The sequence below is a fragment of the Sulfurimonas hydrogeniphila genome (assembly GCF_009068765.1).
Taxonomy (GTDB): domain Bacteria; phylum Campylobacterota; class Campylobacteria; order Campylobacterales; family Sulfurimonadaceae; genus Sulfurimonas; species Sulfurimonas hydrogeniphila.
The window spans coordinates 2,101,800-2,118,496 of sequence record NZ_CP035534.1; the positions used below are offsets into that span (position 1 = coordinate 2,101,800).

The following is a 16,697-nucleotide window of genomic DNA, read 5'->3' on the forward strand; positions in this document are numbered from 1 at the left end:
TTTGCCCAATAATATTACAAATGTAACAGATGATTTTTTATCTATTGTCCTCAATGAAACACCTCTGCTTGATGTCCGCGCCCCTGTTGAGTTTGAAAAAGGAAAGTTTATCAATGCAACAAACCTGCCTATACTTGATGATGAAGAACGCAGACTTGTCGGCATACGGTACAAAGAGGCCGGAAATAGTGCAGCCATAAAGCTGGCCGAGTCTCTTATTCAAAATGAGGGAAAAGAGAAAAGAGTCCGCCTCTGGCAGGACTACCTCAAAAAAAATCCCGAGGCAAAGCTTTACTGTTTTAGAGGAGGACAACGCTCAGGGATTGCACAGGAGTGGCTCAAAGAGAGCAATATTGATATTACCCGACTCAAAGGCGGATACAAGGCTTTTCGCAATTTTTTGATGCAACAGAGTGAAGACATCAGTACGCAGACACCCACACTTATTTTAGGTGGCAGAACAGGCTCGGGAAAAACCATTCTTTTAAATAAACTGCCAAATACCATTGACCTTGAAGCCGTTGCCAATCATCGCGGCTCTTCATTTGGAAGTTTTGTCAACGCACAGCCCTCGCAGATTGATTTTGAAAACAATCTTGCCTACAAACTCATACAGTTTCATCATAAAAATTTCACCCATCTTGTTTTGGAACATGAAAGCCATAATATCGGCAGAACATTTATTCCAAAACCCGTATATGACAATTTTATGCAGGGACAGCTTGTATTGCTGCAGACTCCGATTGAAGTTCGCGCACTCATAACGTATGAGGAGTATGTTCTTGGCGCACTCAAAGAGTATACATTACACTACGGGGAAGAAGGTCCGCAAATATGGGCACACAATGTACAATCAGGGCTCAAAAGAATCCAAAAACGTCTGGGTGACCAGCTTTACAGACAACTTGCACAACTCTTTGACGAAGCCTGTTCCCAAGATACCCAGGCAGAGGCAAAAACATTCTACTTGGAGTGGATTACCCTTTTGTTACAAAGATACTACGACCCGATGTATGATTACCAGATTAAAAAGAGTCCCATACCTGTTGTATTTGAGGGAAATGCTTCTGATGTGTTGCACTTTTTACAACACCAGTTATGAAAATATGATACAATTTCCTCATGCAAAACAATTCAACACAATTAGAGCTTTTAAACAATACAAATAAAACCTTTGAAGAAGAGTTTTTCCGATATGCCAAACCTTTTGAGTATGAAAAAGGGTCTTCGCCATTTTATCCGGATGATCTGCTCAAATATTTTTATATAGTCGTTAACGGCAGAGTCAAAACATATCAGATAAACTTTCAGACAAACAAAGAACAGACTCTCTTCATCTATAAGCGCGGAGATATGTTTGATGTCATCTCCCTGCTTGACGGCAAACCGCATGAGGTTATTTATGAGGTTATCGAAGATGCAAATATTTTACGCCTGCCGATTGAAAGAGTCCGCTACTGGCTTGAAAATGATGCTACTTTTAATAAAAAGTTCTTTCCCTACCTTGCTGCGCACATGCGCTATACGGAAGAACTTGCTACCGAACTTGCCCTGTATGATACAAAAGAGCGTTTTTTAAATCTTTTAGTACAGAATTTAAACCCCAATCACAGATTCCGCTACCAACTCCTGCAAAATCTCTCCAACAGCGAAATAGCAAAACTGCTCGGAACGGTCCGTCATGTTATAGAAAGAAGCATCAAACAGCTCAAAGCCGACGACATTATAGAAACCAGCAGACGCAACATAAAAGTAAAGAATCTTCAAAAACTTTTAGACAAAACCTCCCAAATGCTACTTAAGTAGCAAAATACTTTTTCAAAACAGACTATCATTTCTTAAATAAAAAATTTAAGGAGTGAGACATGTTAGTGACAAGACATAGAAATCCGATACAAAATACAAGAAGATTTGATTTAATTAACGAATTTTTTAATGCACTGGAAACACAAAGCAGCGAAGAGCCAAGAGAGGTTTTTGACTTTATTCCTGCTGTAAATACCAGAGAAGGTGACGATGCCTACTATATTGAGCTTGATCTGCCGGGTATAAAAAAAGAGGATGTGGAGATCAGTGTTGACAAGAACATCTTAACCATCAAAGGCAAAAGAGAAGTCAAAAAAGAAGAAGAGAAAGAGGACTACTACAGAATAGAGAGTGCCTACGGTACTTTTTCAAGAAGTTTTACGCTCCCTGAAAAAGTAGACAGTGAAAATATCCGTGCAACCGGAGAAAACGGAGTGGTCGAGATTACCATACCAAAACTGAAAGTCGAAAAAGATACAACGAAAAAAATTGAAATCGAGTAAGGAGGATTATCATGGATATTGTACAAACATCAAAAGAGTTAGTGGAAAAAGCGGAAGAAAAAGTTGAAAAAGGTTTGGAAGTTGTCAAAGATACATTTCACAATGTAGCATCACATCTTCCTCTGGCAAACTTGGCAAAACATCGTAATGACACCTTCACAATCGAAGTTGATTTACCGGGTGTTAAAAAAGAAGATATAGAATTAAAAGTCGAAGATGACTATCTGACTGTTACAGCGGTCAGAAAATTTAAAAACGAGGTCAAAGAGGATGATTACTATCTCTGTGAATCAAATTTTGGCGTCATCTCAAGAAGTTTTATCCTGCCTGACAATATAGACAGAGATAAAATTCAGGCAAAATTTGAAGACGGAAGACTGTATCTGACTCTTGAAAAACTCGAATCCAAAAAGACAAAGAACATCAGCATCCAATAACAAAGGGTGCTGACACAAGGAGTTAGCTATGAAAAAACTAGTAAGCAGTCTGTTGCTTTCATCTTTGCTGACCGGATCTGCATTCGCGAGTATGGATGCCATGAACCCCTATGATGCAGATTTTGCAAGAATGAACCAGTATTTCAACTCTTTAATAGAGTCCCACTTAAGCAGTTCGGCATTAAATAATTTCAGTTATCCAAGAACGGACATTCAGGATGCAAAAGACAAAATAGTATTAAAGTTTGATTTGGCGGGAGTTGACAAAAAAAATATTAAACTTTCCATTGATGACAATAAAATTTTGACTGTAAAAGGTGAGAAAAAAGAGTCCAAAGAAGAAAAATCCAAAGATTTTGTCAAAAAAGAGATTTTTTACGGTGAGTTTCAAAAATCAATTCAACTGCCTGAAAATATTGATGAAAGCAAACTCGCAACAAAATTTGAAAACGGTATTTTAACCGTCACGATTCCTAAAACAGAAGTTAAAAAACCAAAAGCAAGACTTATCCCTATAAAATAATTAATTTTTTCTGCTAGAATTCCTCTATGAATTCATACGCAGAAAAATTTACCAACGCTATAGAAAACAGTTTTTTTAATAAACTTCCCAAACATGAACAGGAGTTTATCAAAGAGAAATCCTTTGAGTACAAATTTTCCTATCAGGAAATCAAACAGATAATCAATTTCGCGCGAGATCTGGGGATGTGGGATGAGAAAAGAATCACTGCAGTATTTCCCGAACATCCTCAAAGAAAAGTTGTTTTCTCCAGGCTTAAAAAAGCCTATGAAAATATACGCAACAAACCAAATTCCTATAAAAACTTTACCCTCAAAAATATCCCCCAAGAACAAAAATATACCTTTAAAACAGTACCAAAAGAAGGTTTCGGACTTGGACTCTGCCCTGTGGCAAGTGAAAAGACACGCTGCTGCAATCTGCTCACGCTTGATGCGGTTGAGAGCTGCGGGTTTGACTGTTCCTACTGTTCCATTCAGAGTTTTTACAATCAAAATACCATTACCTTTGACAGCAGTTTTGCAGACAAACTCTTAAATCTGCAACTTGATCCAAACAAGACCTACCACATAGGTACCGGTCAGGCATCGGACTCACTGATGTTTGGCAACCGTGAGGGTGTTTTGGATGCTCTTTTTGCCTTTGCAAGAAAAAATCCCAATGTCATTTTAGAATTTAAAACAAAATCGGACAATATAAAATATCTGCTTGAAAATGAAGTGCCGAAAAATATACTTTGTACCTGGAGTCTCAATACCCAGACCATTATAGACAACGAAGAGCATTTAACCGCTTCTCTTGCAAAACGTATAGCAGCCGCTCGAAAAATGGCGGACAAAGGTGTTAAAGTCGGCTTTCATTTTCATCCCATTGTAGAATACGAAGGCTATCTTGACGAATATCAAGAAGTATATGAAGAACTTATACTAAAATTCTCTCCACAAGAGGTTGCGCTTGTCAGTTTTGGGACACTTACCTTTATAAAGCCTGTCATAAAACAGTTGCGTGAGCGTGAATTCAGAAGCAAAATTACACAAATCCCGCATGAAGATGCAAGCGGAAAGACATCGTATCCTGATGCGACAAAAGTTGAAATGTTCAAACATGCCTATGAAAGTTTTGCTCCATGGCACCCCAAGGGCACTTCCTCCGGGGTGACAAAAGAGCAGGTCTTTTTTTATCTTTGTATGGAAGAGCATCACATGTGGGCCAAAACATTTGGATATCAATACTCTACAAACAATGACTTTGAACGCGCTATGCTTGGAGCATACTGCAAAAAACTCGGTCAGGAATTTTTATTATAGGACGGTAGCGTTATGCAGACAAAAGAAAACTATTTTTTATCACAACCCCATCAACCCTTTTTTCTTCTTGGAATACTCAATGCAATCGTTATGATGCTCATTTTTGCATTACAGTACAAAGGCATATTCTCCTTACATGTAACGCTCTTGCTCTTTCACAGCTATTCTTTGATATTTCTGGTTTTTACAAATTTTTTTACAGGGTTCTTATTTACAACTTTTCCGCGTTTTAATCAGACACAGGTGATAGCAAAAAAATACTATTCCAATATTTTTTATGCAAACACGCTTGCATCACTGCTTTTTCTTATCGGTGTTTTCAGCTCTGAAACCCTTTTACTCGGGGCAATGGTTATAAGTCTGACAGCTCAGGTTTTTATAGTATTGAAACTAAAAAACATCTATGAAACAGGAATGGCAGCGGACAAATCAGACTCATTTTGGATACTCAATGCAAACTACTTTGGGCTCTTTGGTAATTTTCTTTTTATACTCTCTTTGTTTATACCGGAAATTTTACCAGTTGCCATCAGTATCTCTTTTTACATGTACCTTATTTTTCTTGCTTTTAGTGTCGGACAGAGAATGATTCCTTTTTTCTCCCATTCATTTGCGCCAAAAAATGAAAATTTTGTCAAAATAATTTTTGTTTTGTTTATTTTAAAAAGTATCTTTGTTTCTGCAGATATAAAAAGCTTGCAGATAGTTATAGATTTACTGCTTGCCGGTTATATGTTTTTTGAGTTTAAACGCTGGGATTTACACCCTTTGCAGTCCCCTCCTATTTTGTGGGTACTGCATCTTGCACTTTTTTGGCTGCCTTTGTCTTTCTTTCTTTCGGCACTCAGTTTGGGTGCGGAGATATTTTTAGATACATCTTTTTTCTTTTTAAATATTCATCTTCTGGCAATAGGTTTTTTAACAACACTCCTTATAGGCTTTGGAACACGTGTGACACTTGGGCACTCAGGACAACCGCCGCAGGCAGATACTTTGGCAACAAAGATATTTTTGTTTATACAGCTTGTTGTGTTGTTCCGTGCGCTTTACAGTATCAATATAGCTTTTGGATGGGGGCTTGGATTTTTGTTTGACATCTCTTTTACTGCCTGGCTCTTGCTCTTTTTGATTTGGGGAGGGAGATATTTTCAAGTGTTGGTTTTTGGAAAAAAATTGTAGCATTGTTTTGCAAAAAGCAAAATTTTCAGATCGGGCTGGCACTTCAATGCCAATGCCATCCAATCAAGCGGCTTTTCGGAACCCGTACTTCAGTCATAAGTATCTACACAACTCAAAAAAGCAAAGAAAGCGGAATAGATATTGCATAAGATTTTAAAAAACAAGAGAGTTTATGCAATGGAAGAGCGTTTAAAAAAAAAGATATATGAGACTGGTAAAAAGTCATATGAATCATAAACAACACAGTACCAATGGATTAAACCTGCTACAAAAGACTGAAGGATTTTCACAAGCACAAAGTGCTTGGAGATTTTACAATAATGAGCATGTAGATATAGAGTCACTCAATGAGCCAATGCTTACAAGAGGGATTAAAACTATTAATAAAAGCAGTGATGAATATATACTTGTAGCCCATGACTGGTCACTCATAAATTATAAAAACCATACGGCAAAAACAGATTGTATACGAAAACGCAGAAGCAATGTAAATAATGCTTCATCAAGAGGATATGAGTTGCAAAGTTCCCTTGCAATTGAGAGCAGCAGCGGCAAACCAATCCTTCCCTTGGTACAGAACCTAAAGACACAAGATAAAGTGCTCTCAAGCTATAATCCTACAATGAAGAGTCATCTTACCCATCTCGGTGAATTAACACAAAGAATAGCTTATATCAATCAATCCCTCAACATACAAAAGAAAATTGTACATGTAATTGACAGAGAAGCAGACAGTGCGGGGTTTTTCAGAGGACTGCAAAAAGAGGATTTATATATAGTACGAGCATTAGACAATGTCAAAGTCAGGTATGAAGATGAAGATATTACCCAAAAAGAGTTGTCCAAAAAAATGGATAAAGGCAAATATGTAAAAACTATACAGTATCAAAATAAAAAAGTAAAAATTTATGTTAATACGGTAGATATACTTATAACAAGAGACAGCTATCAAAAGACAGATACGCCACAAGGTAAAACAATAAAACAAAAAGTAAAAGGCAAGCCAATAAAAAACAGATTTATAGTCCAAAGACTCATAGATGAGAAGAACAATACAGTTGCTACCTGGCTTCTGTTAAGCAATCTTCCAAAAGATGTTGATATAACAAGGATAGGATTGTGGTATTATTACAGATGGAATATAGAAACGTATTTTAAACTGTTAAAAAGCTCAGGGTTTAATTTGGAAAAATGGCAGCAAGAGAGTGCACAGGCTATATTTAAACGCTTGTTTGTTGCCTCTTATGCCTGTTTGCTTGTATGGGAAATTGAACATACAAATAGTAAAAACATGCTGGCAATTAGAAAGTTTTTAGTTCGATTAAGCGGGAGATTGGTAGCAAGAAAGAAGATATCTACCTCTCCGGCTCTGTTAGCAGGTTTATGGAACTTCTTCTCTGCTATGGATATGCTTGAACTTTATGATATTGAAGAACTCCATAGCATTAAAAAAGAACTCAATGACTTTATGCAGATGGAGTTTTAAGTTGTGTAGATACTTATGACTTCAGTGCCGGTTCCGAGATTATTTCACTCCGATTCCTTCTTATTTTAATTTCCAGGCATTTGCTCTTATTCTGGAGTGGCATGATGTACACTGTCTGATAATCTGGGAATAATCTTCTATGGCATCATCTATGTTTTCATTGTTGAGAGATACAATCATATCATCCGCATACATTGTAATCATTTTGGCTCTTTTTTGAGCGAACTTGTCCGCATAGGCTTCATTTGCAGGAAGGTAACTTCTTGCATCTGTTATTGTCAGTGAACCAATTGCACTCTTTAGTTTATTGACGCCCTCTGTCATGCCCTCTTTGTTGTAGTAAAACCCTGCCGTTTGAATCTGATTGACTGCCTGTAACATTTTGCGCATATCTGAAGCAAGTTCTGACTGTTTGAGCGTATCGCCTGCCTGAAGAGACGAAGAGAAGATGAAAATTGCTGTCATGATGAGTAGTGACTTCACTTTGCTATCCTTTAGTATCTTATAATATCTTTTGTAAACTCTGCAAGAGTTACAGTCGGGGCTTTGTCTTTTACAAGTTTTTTTGCTTTTCTTTTTCCGCCATACTGCTCTTTAAGTTCTGGTTTAAATGCTCTGAAAAACTCATGAAATTTATCCGGGCCCAAAACACCGACAGCCCATAAGGTATCATCATCATGATGCTCCAATACAATCGAAGCCAAAGGCTGCGGTGCAGGGCCGCCAAGTACTTTTGCTCCTTTTTTGGGATCATACACCGATAAATGAGAACCGCATACTATTACCTCTCCTTTGTCATGACAGGGCATACTTTTGGTGCAGCCCATAGTTTTGCCCCCTGTTTTTAAGTAAGATATAAATGTGTCACTTTTGTTGATATGTGTAAGCTGGTGCGGGCAGATGGATGAGAAAGCAACAATGTTTCTTTCTTTGCCGACTCCGCCTTTCCATATATATTGGACACCGTCTTCACTTGTCAGTTTGACATTTTTCTCTGTAGGATGAGGCAGGGCAATCAACATACAGCTTGTTCCCGCATACGGATAGTTAAAAACATAATTAACCTCTTTGTCCAGCTGTGATGCCAACAAAGGCTTGCCCTCGGCATCACTCAGCTGTACTTTCTTGTACGATGTATAGAGTGTACCATCCTCGGCATAGAGTCTGCCCTCTATCAAAGAAGGTGCTACAGCGACAACGCCAACACCTCCGACTACTTTTAAAAAGTCTCTTCTTAGCATGCAAAACTCCCTGTTACGCGTTAAACATATCTCTAAACATACCTTTTGCCCATTCATTCAGAGCTTTTCCGTTGTTTAGGCCTGTTTTGCCGCGCCATTGCTGTGAAAGATCGACATTTGTAAATCCTTTGAGTTTTTTGCCCTCAAACTCATACTCTGCCCTGACGGAAATCGCATGTATCGGTCCGGCTGAAACAGCAGAATAACAGACTGTCAGCGGAGACTTCCAAGGAATGTCTTTTTTGCCGTTGACTCTTTGTGCTATAAGTTTCCCGATATAGTGACCTTCAGAATTTGATGTGTTGCCTGATTTGGAGTAACCCATCGGACGTGCATCACCGGAGACAAAAATATCTTTTTCGCCTATAACCTCATAGGTAAACGGGTCAATATTTCCTACTTTCTTGTTAAATACATTGTCTTTTGCAACGCCGCAGACTTCCAAGAGCTTTCCGCCTCTGACATGCGGATAAAATGCAGCATCTTCAAAGGAATACTCATCATCAAATTCACCCGCGACAACGACTTTTTTATCTAAATCTATGCTCATTATTTTAGAGTTTGGATGGTACTCGATATAGTCTTTGTACATTTCGTCAAAAGAAGACTGGAATCCCTCTTTTTTGATCGTTATATCCGGATTTTCATCAAGAAGGATCACCTTGCCCTCAATCTCGTTTTTCTTAAAATAATCTGCTATCAGACAGGCTCTTTCATAAGGAGCAGGCAGACATCTGTAGTTTCCGCCCGGAACCGTCAGTATAAAATTACCGCCCTCAAAATCTTCCAGTTTTGCTTTGAGTGTCATGTGCTCGCTTCCGGGAATAAAGGCGGCAGGATACTCGGTGCGAAGCCTCTGTTCTGTAACAGTATCGACATTCCATGCACTGTAGTCATAGTCAATACCGGGAGCCAGTACCAGATAGTCATATTTGATGTCTCCGTTGCTTGTTTTAATGATTTTGTTTGCTTTGTCTATACCGATAGCCGTAGCATTAAAGTATGTATATTTGTTTTCGCGGGCTGCCTGTAAATAATCATGTGTTAAGAACTCCAAATCCACTTCACCGACAAGATACAGGTTGCTTATAGGACAGGATATAAACTCTGTTCTTTGTTCCACTAAAACAACATCCGCATTGGGTGCGAATTTCTTTGTGTATTTTGCGATAGACAAACCGCTCCAGCCGCCGCCTACAATCACTACTCTTTTGCCGGTTGCCGGAGGAAGGGGTGCCGGTGTGCCCATACCTACACTGCTGTTTGTTTTGTTTTGTTTTTTTGAGGGTTTTGCTTCACCATAAGCGCACCCGGTCAAAGTTGTAGCAGCTGCAGCTACACTGATAGCACCAAGTCTCAGGGCATCTCTACGATTCATATTCATTCCATTCTCCTGTAAAGTTAAATATACTTTAAAAACAAAAACTTGTTTTCAATCAGGAAAATAGTATTACTGCTCGTCTTAAGCAATCTTAAAATATAAAATTAATTTATAATATTAAAGCATTAATCTTTTAATAATCATAATTATTAATTATTATTGTAGAGTTTTTGACCGTGTGTGAAAATGAAAGTTTCATACAGCAGGGCTTTTGAAACAATTTGAGTTTATTTAAAATAATTTTATCACAAAAATGTAATATATCTAAAATATTTTAATGATGTGTATAAAAGTAACATATAGGAAATATTAAAGTCTATTTTTAATCGAAGAGTGTAGATTCCAGTGCCTTAATTTTATAGCTTCTGCGATGAATTTCGCAGTAGCCATACTTTTTTATCATGGCTACATGTAACTTGGTGCCGTAGCCTTTGTGCTTTTCAAACTGATACTGGGGGTATTTTTTTGCCTGTTCCAAAATATCTCTGTCATGTGCAACTTTAGCCAGGATGGATGCTGCACTTACTTCGGGGACTTTACCGTCAGCCTTGATCATAGTTGTCAGGTTTTGTACTCCATAGCTTTGGTTGCCGTCAAACAGATACTCATCCGCCTGCAGATTTTTCATAATTTCAAGAAGCCCTTTTTTTAAACATGCAGATATTCCGTTGTTGTCTATCTCCTGTGCAGAAAATTTGACGATATGGTAACTTGCATTTTTGACAATCAAGGTATAAAGAGCTTCACGCTTTTTGGCTGTCAGTTTTTTTGAATCATGCAGTCCGACAATGGTATTGTGCAAAATACAGCCGGCCATTACCAAATCTCCCGCCAGAGGTCCGCGCCCGGCCTCATCTATACCACAGAGCAAATGCATCAGTTCATGCTCGCCATGGTAAACATTACAGAAATAATATATAAGAAAAAGAGGCAAACAAAGAGAACATAGACCCATACAACCCATTGATTGTATCCGCCAACTTCTTTCATTGTCTCAATACGTTTTTGCGGATCCGCAATAGCATTTTCTATCTCGGCTTTTTTCTGTTTATAGCCTTTGTATACAAAATAGGTAGAAAAACCGCCCGCAAGTATGGCAACAAGCAATCCGCCAAAGGGTATGGCTGTGGCCAATATGGAAAGCACAAAAAGCACAAGTGCAGGGACATACTGTTTTCTGTAAAGCAAAAAGGCCCATCCGCCAAAAAAAGCCCACCAGCTCCAAACCCATTTCATCGTGTCAATCCCGTTGACATCAAATTTGGAAAACGCCTGTTGGTACCAGAATGTTTTTTCCGGTTTGTTCACAAAAGCCTCCAGCATTGCTTTTTCATATTCGTCTTGAGGTAATTGCATAAACTTTTCCTGTTTGTTTTATATAACGTATTATAATGAAAGAAGTTAATAAAGTACAGCTTTGCCAACAAAAGTCAGCCAATTCTCCAGCCACTCCCGGCCCGCACTGAAGTACGGGTTCCGAAAAAGCCGGAAATCTTCCCGGAACCGGTACTTCAGTCATAAGTATCTACACAACTTAAAACTCCATCTGCATAAAGTCATTGAGTTCTTTTTTAATGCTATGGAGTTCTTCAATATCATAAAGTTCAAGCATATCCATAGCAGAGAAGAAGTTCCATAAACCTGCTAACAGAGCCGGAGAGGTAGATATCTTCTTTCTTGCTACCAATCTCCCGCTTAATCGAACTAAAAACTTTCTAATTGCCAGCATGTTTTTACTATTTGTATGTTCAATTTCCCATACAAGCAAACAGGCATAAGAGGCAACAAACAAGCGTTTAAATATAGCCTGTGCACTCTCTTGCTGCCATTTTTCCAAATTAAACCCTGAGCTTTTTAACAGTTTAAAATACGTTTCTATATTCCATCTGTAATAATACCACAATCCTATCCTTGTTATATCAACATCTTTTGGAAGATTGCTTAACAGAAGCCAGGTAGCAACTGTATTGTTCTTCTCATCTATGAGTCTTTGGACTATAAATCTGTTTTTTATTGGCTTGCCTTTTACTTTTTGTTTTATTGTTTTACCTTGTGGCGTATCTGTCTTTTGATAGCTGTCTCTTGTTATAAGTATATCTACCGTATTAACATAAATTTTTACTTTTTTATTTTGATACTGTATAGTTTTTACATATTTGCCTTTATCCATTTTTTTGGACAACTCTTTTTGGGTAATATCTTCATCTTCATACCTGACTTTGACATTGTCTAATGCTCGTACTATATATAAATCCTCTTTTTGCAGTCCTCTGAAAAACCCCGCACTGTCTGCTTCTCTGTCAATTACATGTACAATTTTCTTTTGTATGTTGAGGGATTGATTGATATAAGCTATTCTTTGTGTTAATTCACCGAGATGGGTAAGATGACTCTTCATTGTAGGATTATAGCTTGAGAGCACTTTATCTTGTGTCTTTAGGTTCTGTACCAAGGGAAGGATTGGTTTGCCGCTGCTGCTCTCAATTGCAAGGGAACTTTGCAACTCATATCCTCTTGATGAAGCATTATTTACATTGCTTCTGCGTTTTCGTATACAATCTGTTTTTGCCGTATGGTTTTTATAATTTATGAGTGACCAGTCATGGGCTACAAGTATATATTCATCACTGCTTTTATTAATAGTTTTAATCCCTCTTGTAAGCATTGGCTCATTGAGTGACTCTATATCTACATGCTCATTATTGTAAAATCTCCAAGCACTTTGTGCTTGTGAAAATCCTTCAGTCTTTTGTAGCAGGTTTAATCCATTGGTACTGTGTTGTTTATGATTCATATGACTTTTTACCAGTCTCATATATCTTTTTTTTTAAACGCTCTTCCATTGCATAAACTCTCTTGTTTTTTAAAATCTTATGCAATATCTATTCCGCTTTCTTTGCTTTTTTGAGTTGTGTAGATACTTATGACTTCAGTGCCGGCTGTTGCAACTTTTTAATCTCCCAGTGCCCAGATATCAAAAGGGATGATATCCACACTGCTGAGCGGATGCGCGATATTTCCCTCTTTGTTCATGGTTATGACCGTGATTTTGGTAATTCCGTAGCTGAATATAAAAGCTTCAATACTTTCAAGTTTCTTAAAGAGTCTGCGTTCATCCACAAAAGGTTTGCAAAGAATAATTTCATCGTTTGTGGGAAGATAAAAATCAATACCTTCTTCATAATAACATTCGGCAGATGATTTAAGCAGTTCAAGATAGACCATGTTTTCAAAAAGTTTTGCAAAGTTTTTTTCAATGCTTAAGGCACTTTTTAAAGAAGTATCACACAGATAGACCTTTTTTGTTGCACGTGTATGCTGATATTTTGCCAGTAAATGAATATACTTTTTTTCTGCCAAAAGAGCAAAAGATGCATACAATCTGTCTTTGGAAATTTTACGCGTACTTTTAAGCCTTTCGTATAATGTATAGGCAGAGAGCTTCTGCGACATGAATTTTGCACATAAACACAATATGTCAAATTCAATTTCGCTCAGGGTGAACTGTAAAATATTTTGCAAATAAATTACTCGCTCATCCGGTGCTACAGTATGCATAGATGCAAGTCCTCCGAGTTGGAAAAAGTGGTTGAGCGCACTTGAGTCATATTTGTGCTCATATGCCAAAAATTCTTCATAATCAAGCGGATAAAGTGTCAAAGGCTCCAAAAAGTCAAAATTGTAGGGAATTTCACTTGTAATGACCAACTGCGAAACATTCACGAATTTGATGGTTGGATTGTAGTTATCCAAAACAAGTGTGTCAATTTTGTTGATATTGCAAAAAGAGGGGAGCGCGGCATTGAGTTTTTCGCTCTCTATGCGTACATCATTGCAGTTGATATAAAGATAGGAACTCTTTTTTAAAGATAAAAGATAGTTTTTGACCAAACGGGTTTTTCCGCTTTTGGTGATACCGCTGATTTGGTATGATCTGTCATCTATAAAAACTTTTCTTTGTATATATTTTTCTACATGTAAGTCGGTTTTATAAAATTCTTCGAGTAGTATTTCCATAAAATTTCCAATTTTTAAACTATCCAATTGTATCATTTCCTTATTAAAAGGAAATAAATTATAAAGAAAAACGATTTTTGGACCCTAAATCCTTGAATATTCAGAGCTCTTTGAGTATAATTCCGTTCCCTTAAAATAGTTGGGCTAGGATCCAACGAGTTCTTTAGAAGGAAAAACATGGAAAAAATTCGTTTAAAATTGAAAGCTTACGATCATCGTGTGTTAGATAGATCAGTAGCGTCAATCGTAGAGGCTGTAAAGCGTACAGGTGCCGTAATTCGTGGTCCAATACCTTTACCAACAAAAATTCGTAAATATACAGTATTGAAATCAGTTCACGTTAACAAAAAAGCGCGTGAGCAGTTTGAGATTCGTATGCACGCAAGAATGATCGACATCGTTTCTGCAACACCGGAAACAGTGGATTCATTAATGAAACTAGATCTTGCACCGGAAGTGGACGTTGAAGTTCGCTCTATGGACAAATAGGAGTAATCGTGGAATATATTGTTGAAAAAATCGGTATGAGCCGTACTATCACAGTTCCGTCTAAACCAGTTACTCTGTTAAGAGTTTTAGATGCGAAAGTATGTGAAGTGAATGAAGGTACTGCTATTGTCGCGTATAACAGTGGTAAAAAAATGAATAAAGCAATAGAAGGTCAACAGAAGAAATACAACCTTCCGACTGAATTTAACCGTTTTGTTACATTAGAAGTAACAAATACCGAAGCCGGTGATTTGGATTTAGCTCCGCTTGCAGAGGCAAGTGTACTTAAAACTACTTTCAACACAAAAGGTCGTGGTTTTTCAGGTGCAATGAAGCGTTGGAATTTCGGTGGTGGTCCTGCATCTCACGGTCACAGATTTGGTCGTAGAACAGGTTCTATCGGTAATGCTGAATGGCCAGGTCGTGTAATGAAGGGTAAAAAAATGCCTGGACAATACGGAAATACACAAAACAGTGTGAAAAATGAAATCGTTTCTTTCGATGCTGAAAACAAAATCATTGCGGTTTTAGGTTCAGTTTCAGGTGCTAACGGTTCTTTAGGTCGTGTAAAGGTAGCTAAATAATGAGCGCAATCGTTTTAAATGAAAAAATGGAAAAAGCATCTGAGTTAGCATTGCCAGAGTCTTTCTCTGGAATTAACCCTCATAACCTTTACCTTTATGTAAAGTCTGCTCAGGCTGCACAACGTGCAAACACAGCGACAACTAAGGGTAGAAGTGAAGTACGCGGTGGTGGTAAAAAACCATGGGCTCAAAAAGGTGGCGGTCGTGCCCGTGCGGGTTCTCGTCGTTCTCCTATATTCGTAGGCGGTGGTAAAGCTTTTGGTTCTCAAAACAACCGCAACTACGATTTAAAAGTAAACAAAAAGCAGAAAAAACTTGCTTTAAACTTTGCTTTGAATGAGCATGCACAAAATGGTACTCTTTTTATCGTTGACAGCATCTCTGTTGAGTCTGGTAAAACTAAAGATGCGGCAGCAATGTTCAAAGCTTTAGGTCAAAGAGATACACTTTTTGTTAAATCTTTATTAGATGAAAAAACATATTTGGCGTTTGAAAATCTGCACCAGACATATGTTATCGAATCTAATGAGTTAAACGCATACTTAGCTGCCAACTATCGCTCAATTGTGATAGAAAAAGCTGTATGGGAAACTTTGACAAGTGAGGCTAAGTAATGGCTGATATTACAGATATTAAATCTATTTTATATACAGAAAAGACTTTGGGTTTACAAGAAGATGGTGTTATAGTTGTTCAAACATCACCACGTATGACTAAAACAGGTCTTAAAGAGGTGTTTAGAGAGTATTTCGGAATAATTCCAACAAAAATCAACTCTCTGAATCAAAGCGGAAAAGTAAAACGTTTCCGTGGTGTACAGGGGAAACAAAATGACTTTAAAAAGTTCTATGTTACTCTCCCTGAAGGTGCACAAATAGAAAGTTTGGCGGTATAAGATGGCAATTAAAACTTATAGACCGATAACTCCGTCTCGTCGTTTTTATACGAATGTAGACAGTTCAGATATCACTGCTAAAGCGAGTGTCCGTTCATTACTTGTAAAACTTCCGACAACTGCCGGTCGTAACAACAATGGTCGTATCACTTCTCGTCACAAACAGGCTGGGGCGAAAAAGCTTTACCGTATTATTGATTTTAAAAGAAACAAGTTTGGTGTACCGGGTACAGTCTCTACTATTGAGTATGATCCGTACCGTAACTGTCGTATCGCATTAATTACATATGCAGACGGTGAAAAAAGATACATCTTGCAACCAAAAGGTTTAAATGTTGGCGATACAGTTGAAGCTGCAGAGTCTGGTTTGGATGTTAAACCGGGTAACACGATGAAACTCAAAAACATTCCTGTCGGTACACTTGTTCATAATGTTGAGTTAAAAGTTGGCAAAGGCGGACAAATGGTTCGTTCAGCCGGAACTTCAGCTCAGATTATGGGTCGTGACGGCAAATATGTATCTTTACGTATGCCTTCATCAGAAATGCGTTTAGTGCTTGGTGAGTGTTTAGCTACTGTAGGAATTGTTGGAAATGAAGAATTTGCTAACATTGTTATAGCAAAAGCCGGTCGTCAGCGTCACCTTGGTATTCGTCCACAGACTCGTGGTTCTGCGATGAACCCGATTGATCACCCGCATGGTGGTGGTGAAGGTAAAACGAACTCAGGTCGTCATCCGGTTACTCCTTGGGGTAAACCAACGAAGGGTGCTAAAACTCGTCGTAAGAAAGCTAGTGATAAGTTAATTATTACTCGCCGTAAACCAAATGCTAAAAGGGTAGGTTAATA

At 37.9% G+C, this 16,697-nt stretch carries 20 protein-coding genes; 13 read left to right on the forward strand and 7 right to left on the reverse strand.

The window, feature by feature from the left end:
- Nucleotide 1 precedes the first annotated feature (1 nt).
- The 8 genes from mnmH (at nucleotide 2) to ETP70_RS11075 (ending at nucleotide 7,241) form a co-directional block, all read left to right on the forward strand.
- The gene (gene mnmH / locus ETP70_RS11040; protein ID WP_230973272.1) at nucleotides 2-1,102 is read left to right on the forward strand and encodes a tRNA 2-selenouridine(34) synthase MnmH; all 1,101 of its coding nucleotides are present in this window, start codon (nucleotides 2-4) and stop codon (nucleotides 1,100-1,102) included.
- 20 nt (nucleotides 1,103-1,122) lie between these two features.
- Nucleotides 1,123-1,806 (forward strand): Crp/Fnr family transcriptional regulator, encoded by a 684-nt coding sequence (locus ETP70_RS11045; protein ID WP_151901232.1) that lies wholly within the window; start codon nucleotides 1,123-1,125, stop codon nucleotides 1,804-1,806.
- A gap of 59 nt (nucleotides 1,807-1,865) precedes the next feature.
- Entirely contained in the window at nucleotides 1,866-2,309 is a 444-nt protein-coding gene (locus ETP70_RS11050; RefSeq protein ID WP_151901233.1) for an Hsp20/alpha crystallin family protein, read from the forward strand.
- A gap of 11 nt (nucleotides 2,310-2,320) precedes the next feature.
- Complete coding sequence (locus ETP70_RS11055) at nucleotides 2,321-2,746, forward strand: Hsp20/alpha crystallin family protein (protein WP_151901234.1); 426 nt, start codon at nucleotides 2,321-2,323, stop codon at nucleotides 2,744-2,746.
- 28 nt (nucleotides 2,747-2,774) lie between these two features.
- Entirely contained in the window at nucleotides 2,775-3,269 is a 495-nt protein-coding gene (locus ETP70_RS11060) for an Hsp20/alpha crystallin family protein (protein ID WP_151901235.1), read from the forward strand.
- Nucleotides 3,270-3,295: 26 nt separating this feature from the next.
- A complete protein-coding gene (locus ETP70_RS11065; RefSeq protein ID WP_151901236.1) occupies nucleotides 3,296-4,576 on the forward strand; it encodes an SPL family radical SAM protein in 1,281 nt (426 codons plus the stop codon).
- 12 nt (nucleotides 4,577-4,588) lie between these two features.
- Nucleotides 4,589-5,755, forward strand: a complete 1,167-nt coding sequence (locus ETP70_RS11070; RefSeq protein WP_151901237.1) for an NnrS family protein — start codon at nucleotides 4,589-4,591, stop codon at nucleotides 5,753-5,755.
- Nucleotides 5,756-5,981: 226 nt separating this feature from the next.
- Complete coding sequence (locus tag ETP70_RS11075; RefSeq protein WP_188109950.1) at nucleotides 5,982-7,241, forward strand: transposase; 1,260 nt, start codon at nucleotides 5,982-5,984, stop codon at nucleotides 7,239-7,241.
- A 60-nt stretch (nucleotides 7,242-7,301) separates the two neighbouring features.
- Here the strand turns inward: ETP70_RS11075 and ETP70_RS11080 are convergent, their stop codons facing one another.
- From ETP70_RS11080 to ETP70_RS11110, 7 genes are all read right to left on the reverse strand, one after another.
- Nucleotides 7,302-7,724, reverse strand: a complete 423-nt coding sequence (locus tag ETP70_RS11080; protein WP_151901238.1) for a hypothetical protein — start codon at nucleotides 7,722-7,724, stop codon at nucleotides 7,302-7,304.
- Between the two features lie 11 nt (nucleotides 7,725-7,735).
- Nucleotides 7,736-8,482: a Rieske 2Fe-2S domain-containing protein gene (locus tag ETP70_RS11085; protein ID WP_151901239.1), complete on the reverse strand. Its 747-nt coding sequence runs from the start codon at nucleotides 8,480-8,482 to the stop codon at nucleotides 7,736-7,738.
- Between the two features lie 13 nt (nucleotides 8,483-8,495).
- Nucleotides 8,496-9,866 (reverse strand): FAD-dependent oxidoreductase, encoded by a 1,371-nt coding sequence (locus ETP70_RS11090; protein ID WP_151901240.1) that lies wholly within the window; start codon nucleotides 9,864-9,866, stop codon nucleotides 8,496-8,498.
- Nucleotides 9,867-10,185: 319 nt separating this feature from the next.
- Nucleotides 10,186-10,740 (reverse strand): ribonuclease HII, encoded by a 555-nt coding sequence (gene rnhB / locus ETP70_RS11095; protein WP_151901241.1) that lies wholly within the window; start codon nucleotides 10,738-10,740, stop codon nucleotides 10,186-10,188.
- The gene (locus ETP70_RS11100; protein ID WP_151901242.1) at nucleotides 10,740-11,219 is read right to left on the reverse strand and encodes a DUF2628 domain-containing protein; all 480 of its coding nucleotides are present in this window, start codon (nucleotides 11,217-11,219) and stop codon (nucleotides 10,740-10,742) included. Before ETP70_RS11100 ends, rnhB begins: the two co-directional genes overlap by 1 nt.
- 178 nt (nucleotides 11,220-11,397) lie before the next feature.
- On the reverse strand, nucleotides 11,398-12,657 hold the full coding sequence (locus tag ETP70_RS11105) for a transposase (protein WP_188109950.1): 1,260 nt from the start codon (nucleotides 12,655-12,657) through the stop codon (nucleotides 11,398-11,400).
- Nucleotides 12,658-12,815: 158 nt separating this feature from the next.
- Complete coding sequence (locus ETP70_RS11110) at nucleotides 12,816-13,880, reverse strand: ATP-binding protein (RefSeq protein ID WP_151901243.1); 1,065 nt, start codon at nucleotides 13,878-13,880, stop codon at nucleotides 12,816-12,818.
- Nucleotides 13,881-14,057: 177 nt separating this feature from the next.
- Between ETP70_RS11110 and rpsJ the strand changes: the two genes are divergently transcribed.
- The 5 genes from rpsJ to rplB are packed head-to-tail and all read left to right on the forward strand — an operon-like array spanning nucleotide 14,058 to nucleotide 16,695.
- Nucleotides 14,058-14,369 (forward strand): 30S ribosomal protein S10, encoded by a 312-nt coding sequence (gene rpsJ, locus ETP70_RS11115; RefSeq protein WP_013326019.1) that lies wholly within the window; start codon nucleotides 14,058-14,060, stop codon nucleotides 14,367-14,369.
- A gap of 8 nt (nucleotides 14,370-14,377) precedes the next feature.
- Nucleotides 14,378-14,953: a 50S ribosomal protein L3 gene (rplC, locus tag ETP70_RS11120; protein ID WP_151901244.1), complete on the forward strand. Its 576-nt coding sequence runs from the start codon at nucleotides 14,378-14,380 to the stop codon at nucleotides 14,951-14,953.
- Nucleotides 14,953-15,567 carry a 50S ribosomal protein L4 gene (rplD, locus tag ETP70_RS11125; protein ID WP_188109991.1) on the forward strand — a complete coding sequence of 205 codons (615 nt, stop codon included), beginning with the start codon at nucleotides 14,953-14,955 and terminating at the stop codon, nucleotides 15,565-15,567. The genes rplC and rplD overlap by 1 nt, the downstream gene beginning before the upstream one ends.
- On the forward strand, nucleotides 15,567-15,848 hold the full coding sequence (locus ETP70_RS11130) for a 50S ribosomal protein L23 (RefSeq protein WP_151901246.1): 282 nt from the start codon (nucleotides 15,567-15,569) through the stop codon (nucleotides 15,846-15,848). Before rplD ends, ETP70_RS11130 begins: the two co-directional genes overlap by 1 nt.
- 1 nt (nucleotide 15,849) lies before the next feature.
- The gene (gene rplB, locus ETP70_RS11135; protein ID WP_151901247.1) at nucleotides 15,850-16,695 is read left to right on the forward strand and encodes a 50S ribosomal protein L2; all 846 of its coding nucleotides are present in this window, start codon (nucleotides 15,850-15,852) and stop codon (nucleotides 16,693-16,695) included.
- The last annotated feature ends 2 nt before the right edge of the window (nucleotides 16,696-16,697 follow it).

Bases quoted from the DNA above. Each gene is read 5' to 3' on its own strand.
- ETP70_RS11055 (WP_151901234.1), top strand. From the start codon at position 2,321: ATGGATATTGTACAAACATCAAAAGAGTTAGTGGAAAAAGCGGAAGAA.
- rnhB (WP_151901241.1), bottom strand. From the start codon at position 10,740: ATGCATTTGCTCTGTGGTATAGATGAGGCCGGGCGCGGACCTCTGGCG.
- ETP70_RS11130 (WP_151901246.1), top strand. From the start codon at position 15,567: ATGGCTGATATTACAGATATTAAATCTATTTTATATACAGAAAAGACT.
- ETP70_RS11065 (WP_151901236.1), top strand. From the start codon at position 3,296: ATGAATTCATACGCAGAAAAATTTACCAACGCTATAGAAAACAGTTTT.
- rpsJ (WP_013326019.1), top strand. From the start codon at position 14,058: ATGGAAAAAATTCGTTTAAAATTGAAAGCTTACGATCATCGTGTGTTA.
- ETP70_RS11045 (WP_151901232.1), top strand. From the start codon at position 1,123: ATGCAAAACAATTCAACACAATTAGAGCTTTTAAACAATACAAATAAA.
- ETP70_RS11110 (WP_151901243.1), bottom strand. From the start codon at position 13,880: ATGGAAATACTACTCGAAGAATTTTATAAAACCGACTTACATGTAGAA.
- ETP70_RS11050 (WP_151901233.1), top strand. From the start codon at position 1,866: ATGTTAGTGACAAGACATAGAAATCCGATACAAAATACAAGAAGATTT.
- rplB (WP_151901247.1), top strand. From the start codon at position 15,850: ATGGCAATTAAAACTTATAGACCGATAACTCCGTCTCGTCGTTTTTAT.
- ETP70_RS11060 (WP_151901235.1), top strand. From the start codon at position 2,775: ATGAAAAAACTAGTAAGCAGTCTGTTGCTTTCATCTTTGCTGACCGGA.
- rplD (WP_188109991.1), top strand. From the start codon at position 14,953: ATGAGCGCAATCGTTTTAAATGAAAAAATGGAAAAAGCATCTGAGTTA.
- ETP70_RS11100 (WP_151901242.1), bottom strand. From the start codon at position 11,219: ATGCAATTACCTCAAGACGAATATGAAAAAGCAATGCTGGAGGCTTTT.
- ETP70_RS11105 (WP_188109950.1), bottom strand. From the start codon at position 12,657: ATGAATCATAAACAACACAGTACCAATGGATTAAACCTGCTACAAAAG.
- ETP70_RS11075 (WP_188109950.1), top strand. From the start codon at position 5,982: ATGAATCATAAACAACACAGTACCAATGGATTAAACCTGCTACAAAAG.
- ETP70_RS11085 (WP_151901239.1), bottom strand. From the start codon at position 8,482: ATGCTAAGAAGAGACTTTTTAAAAGTAGTCGGAGGTGTTGGCGTTGTC.
- ETP70_RS11070 (WP_151901237.1), top strand. From the start codon at position 4,589: ATGCAGACAAAAGAAAACTATTTTTTATCACAACCCCATCAACCCTTT.
- ETP70_RS11090 (WP_151901240.1), bottom strand. From the start codon at position 9,866: ATGAATATGAATCGTAGAGATGCCCTGAGACTTGGTGCTATCAGTGTA.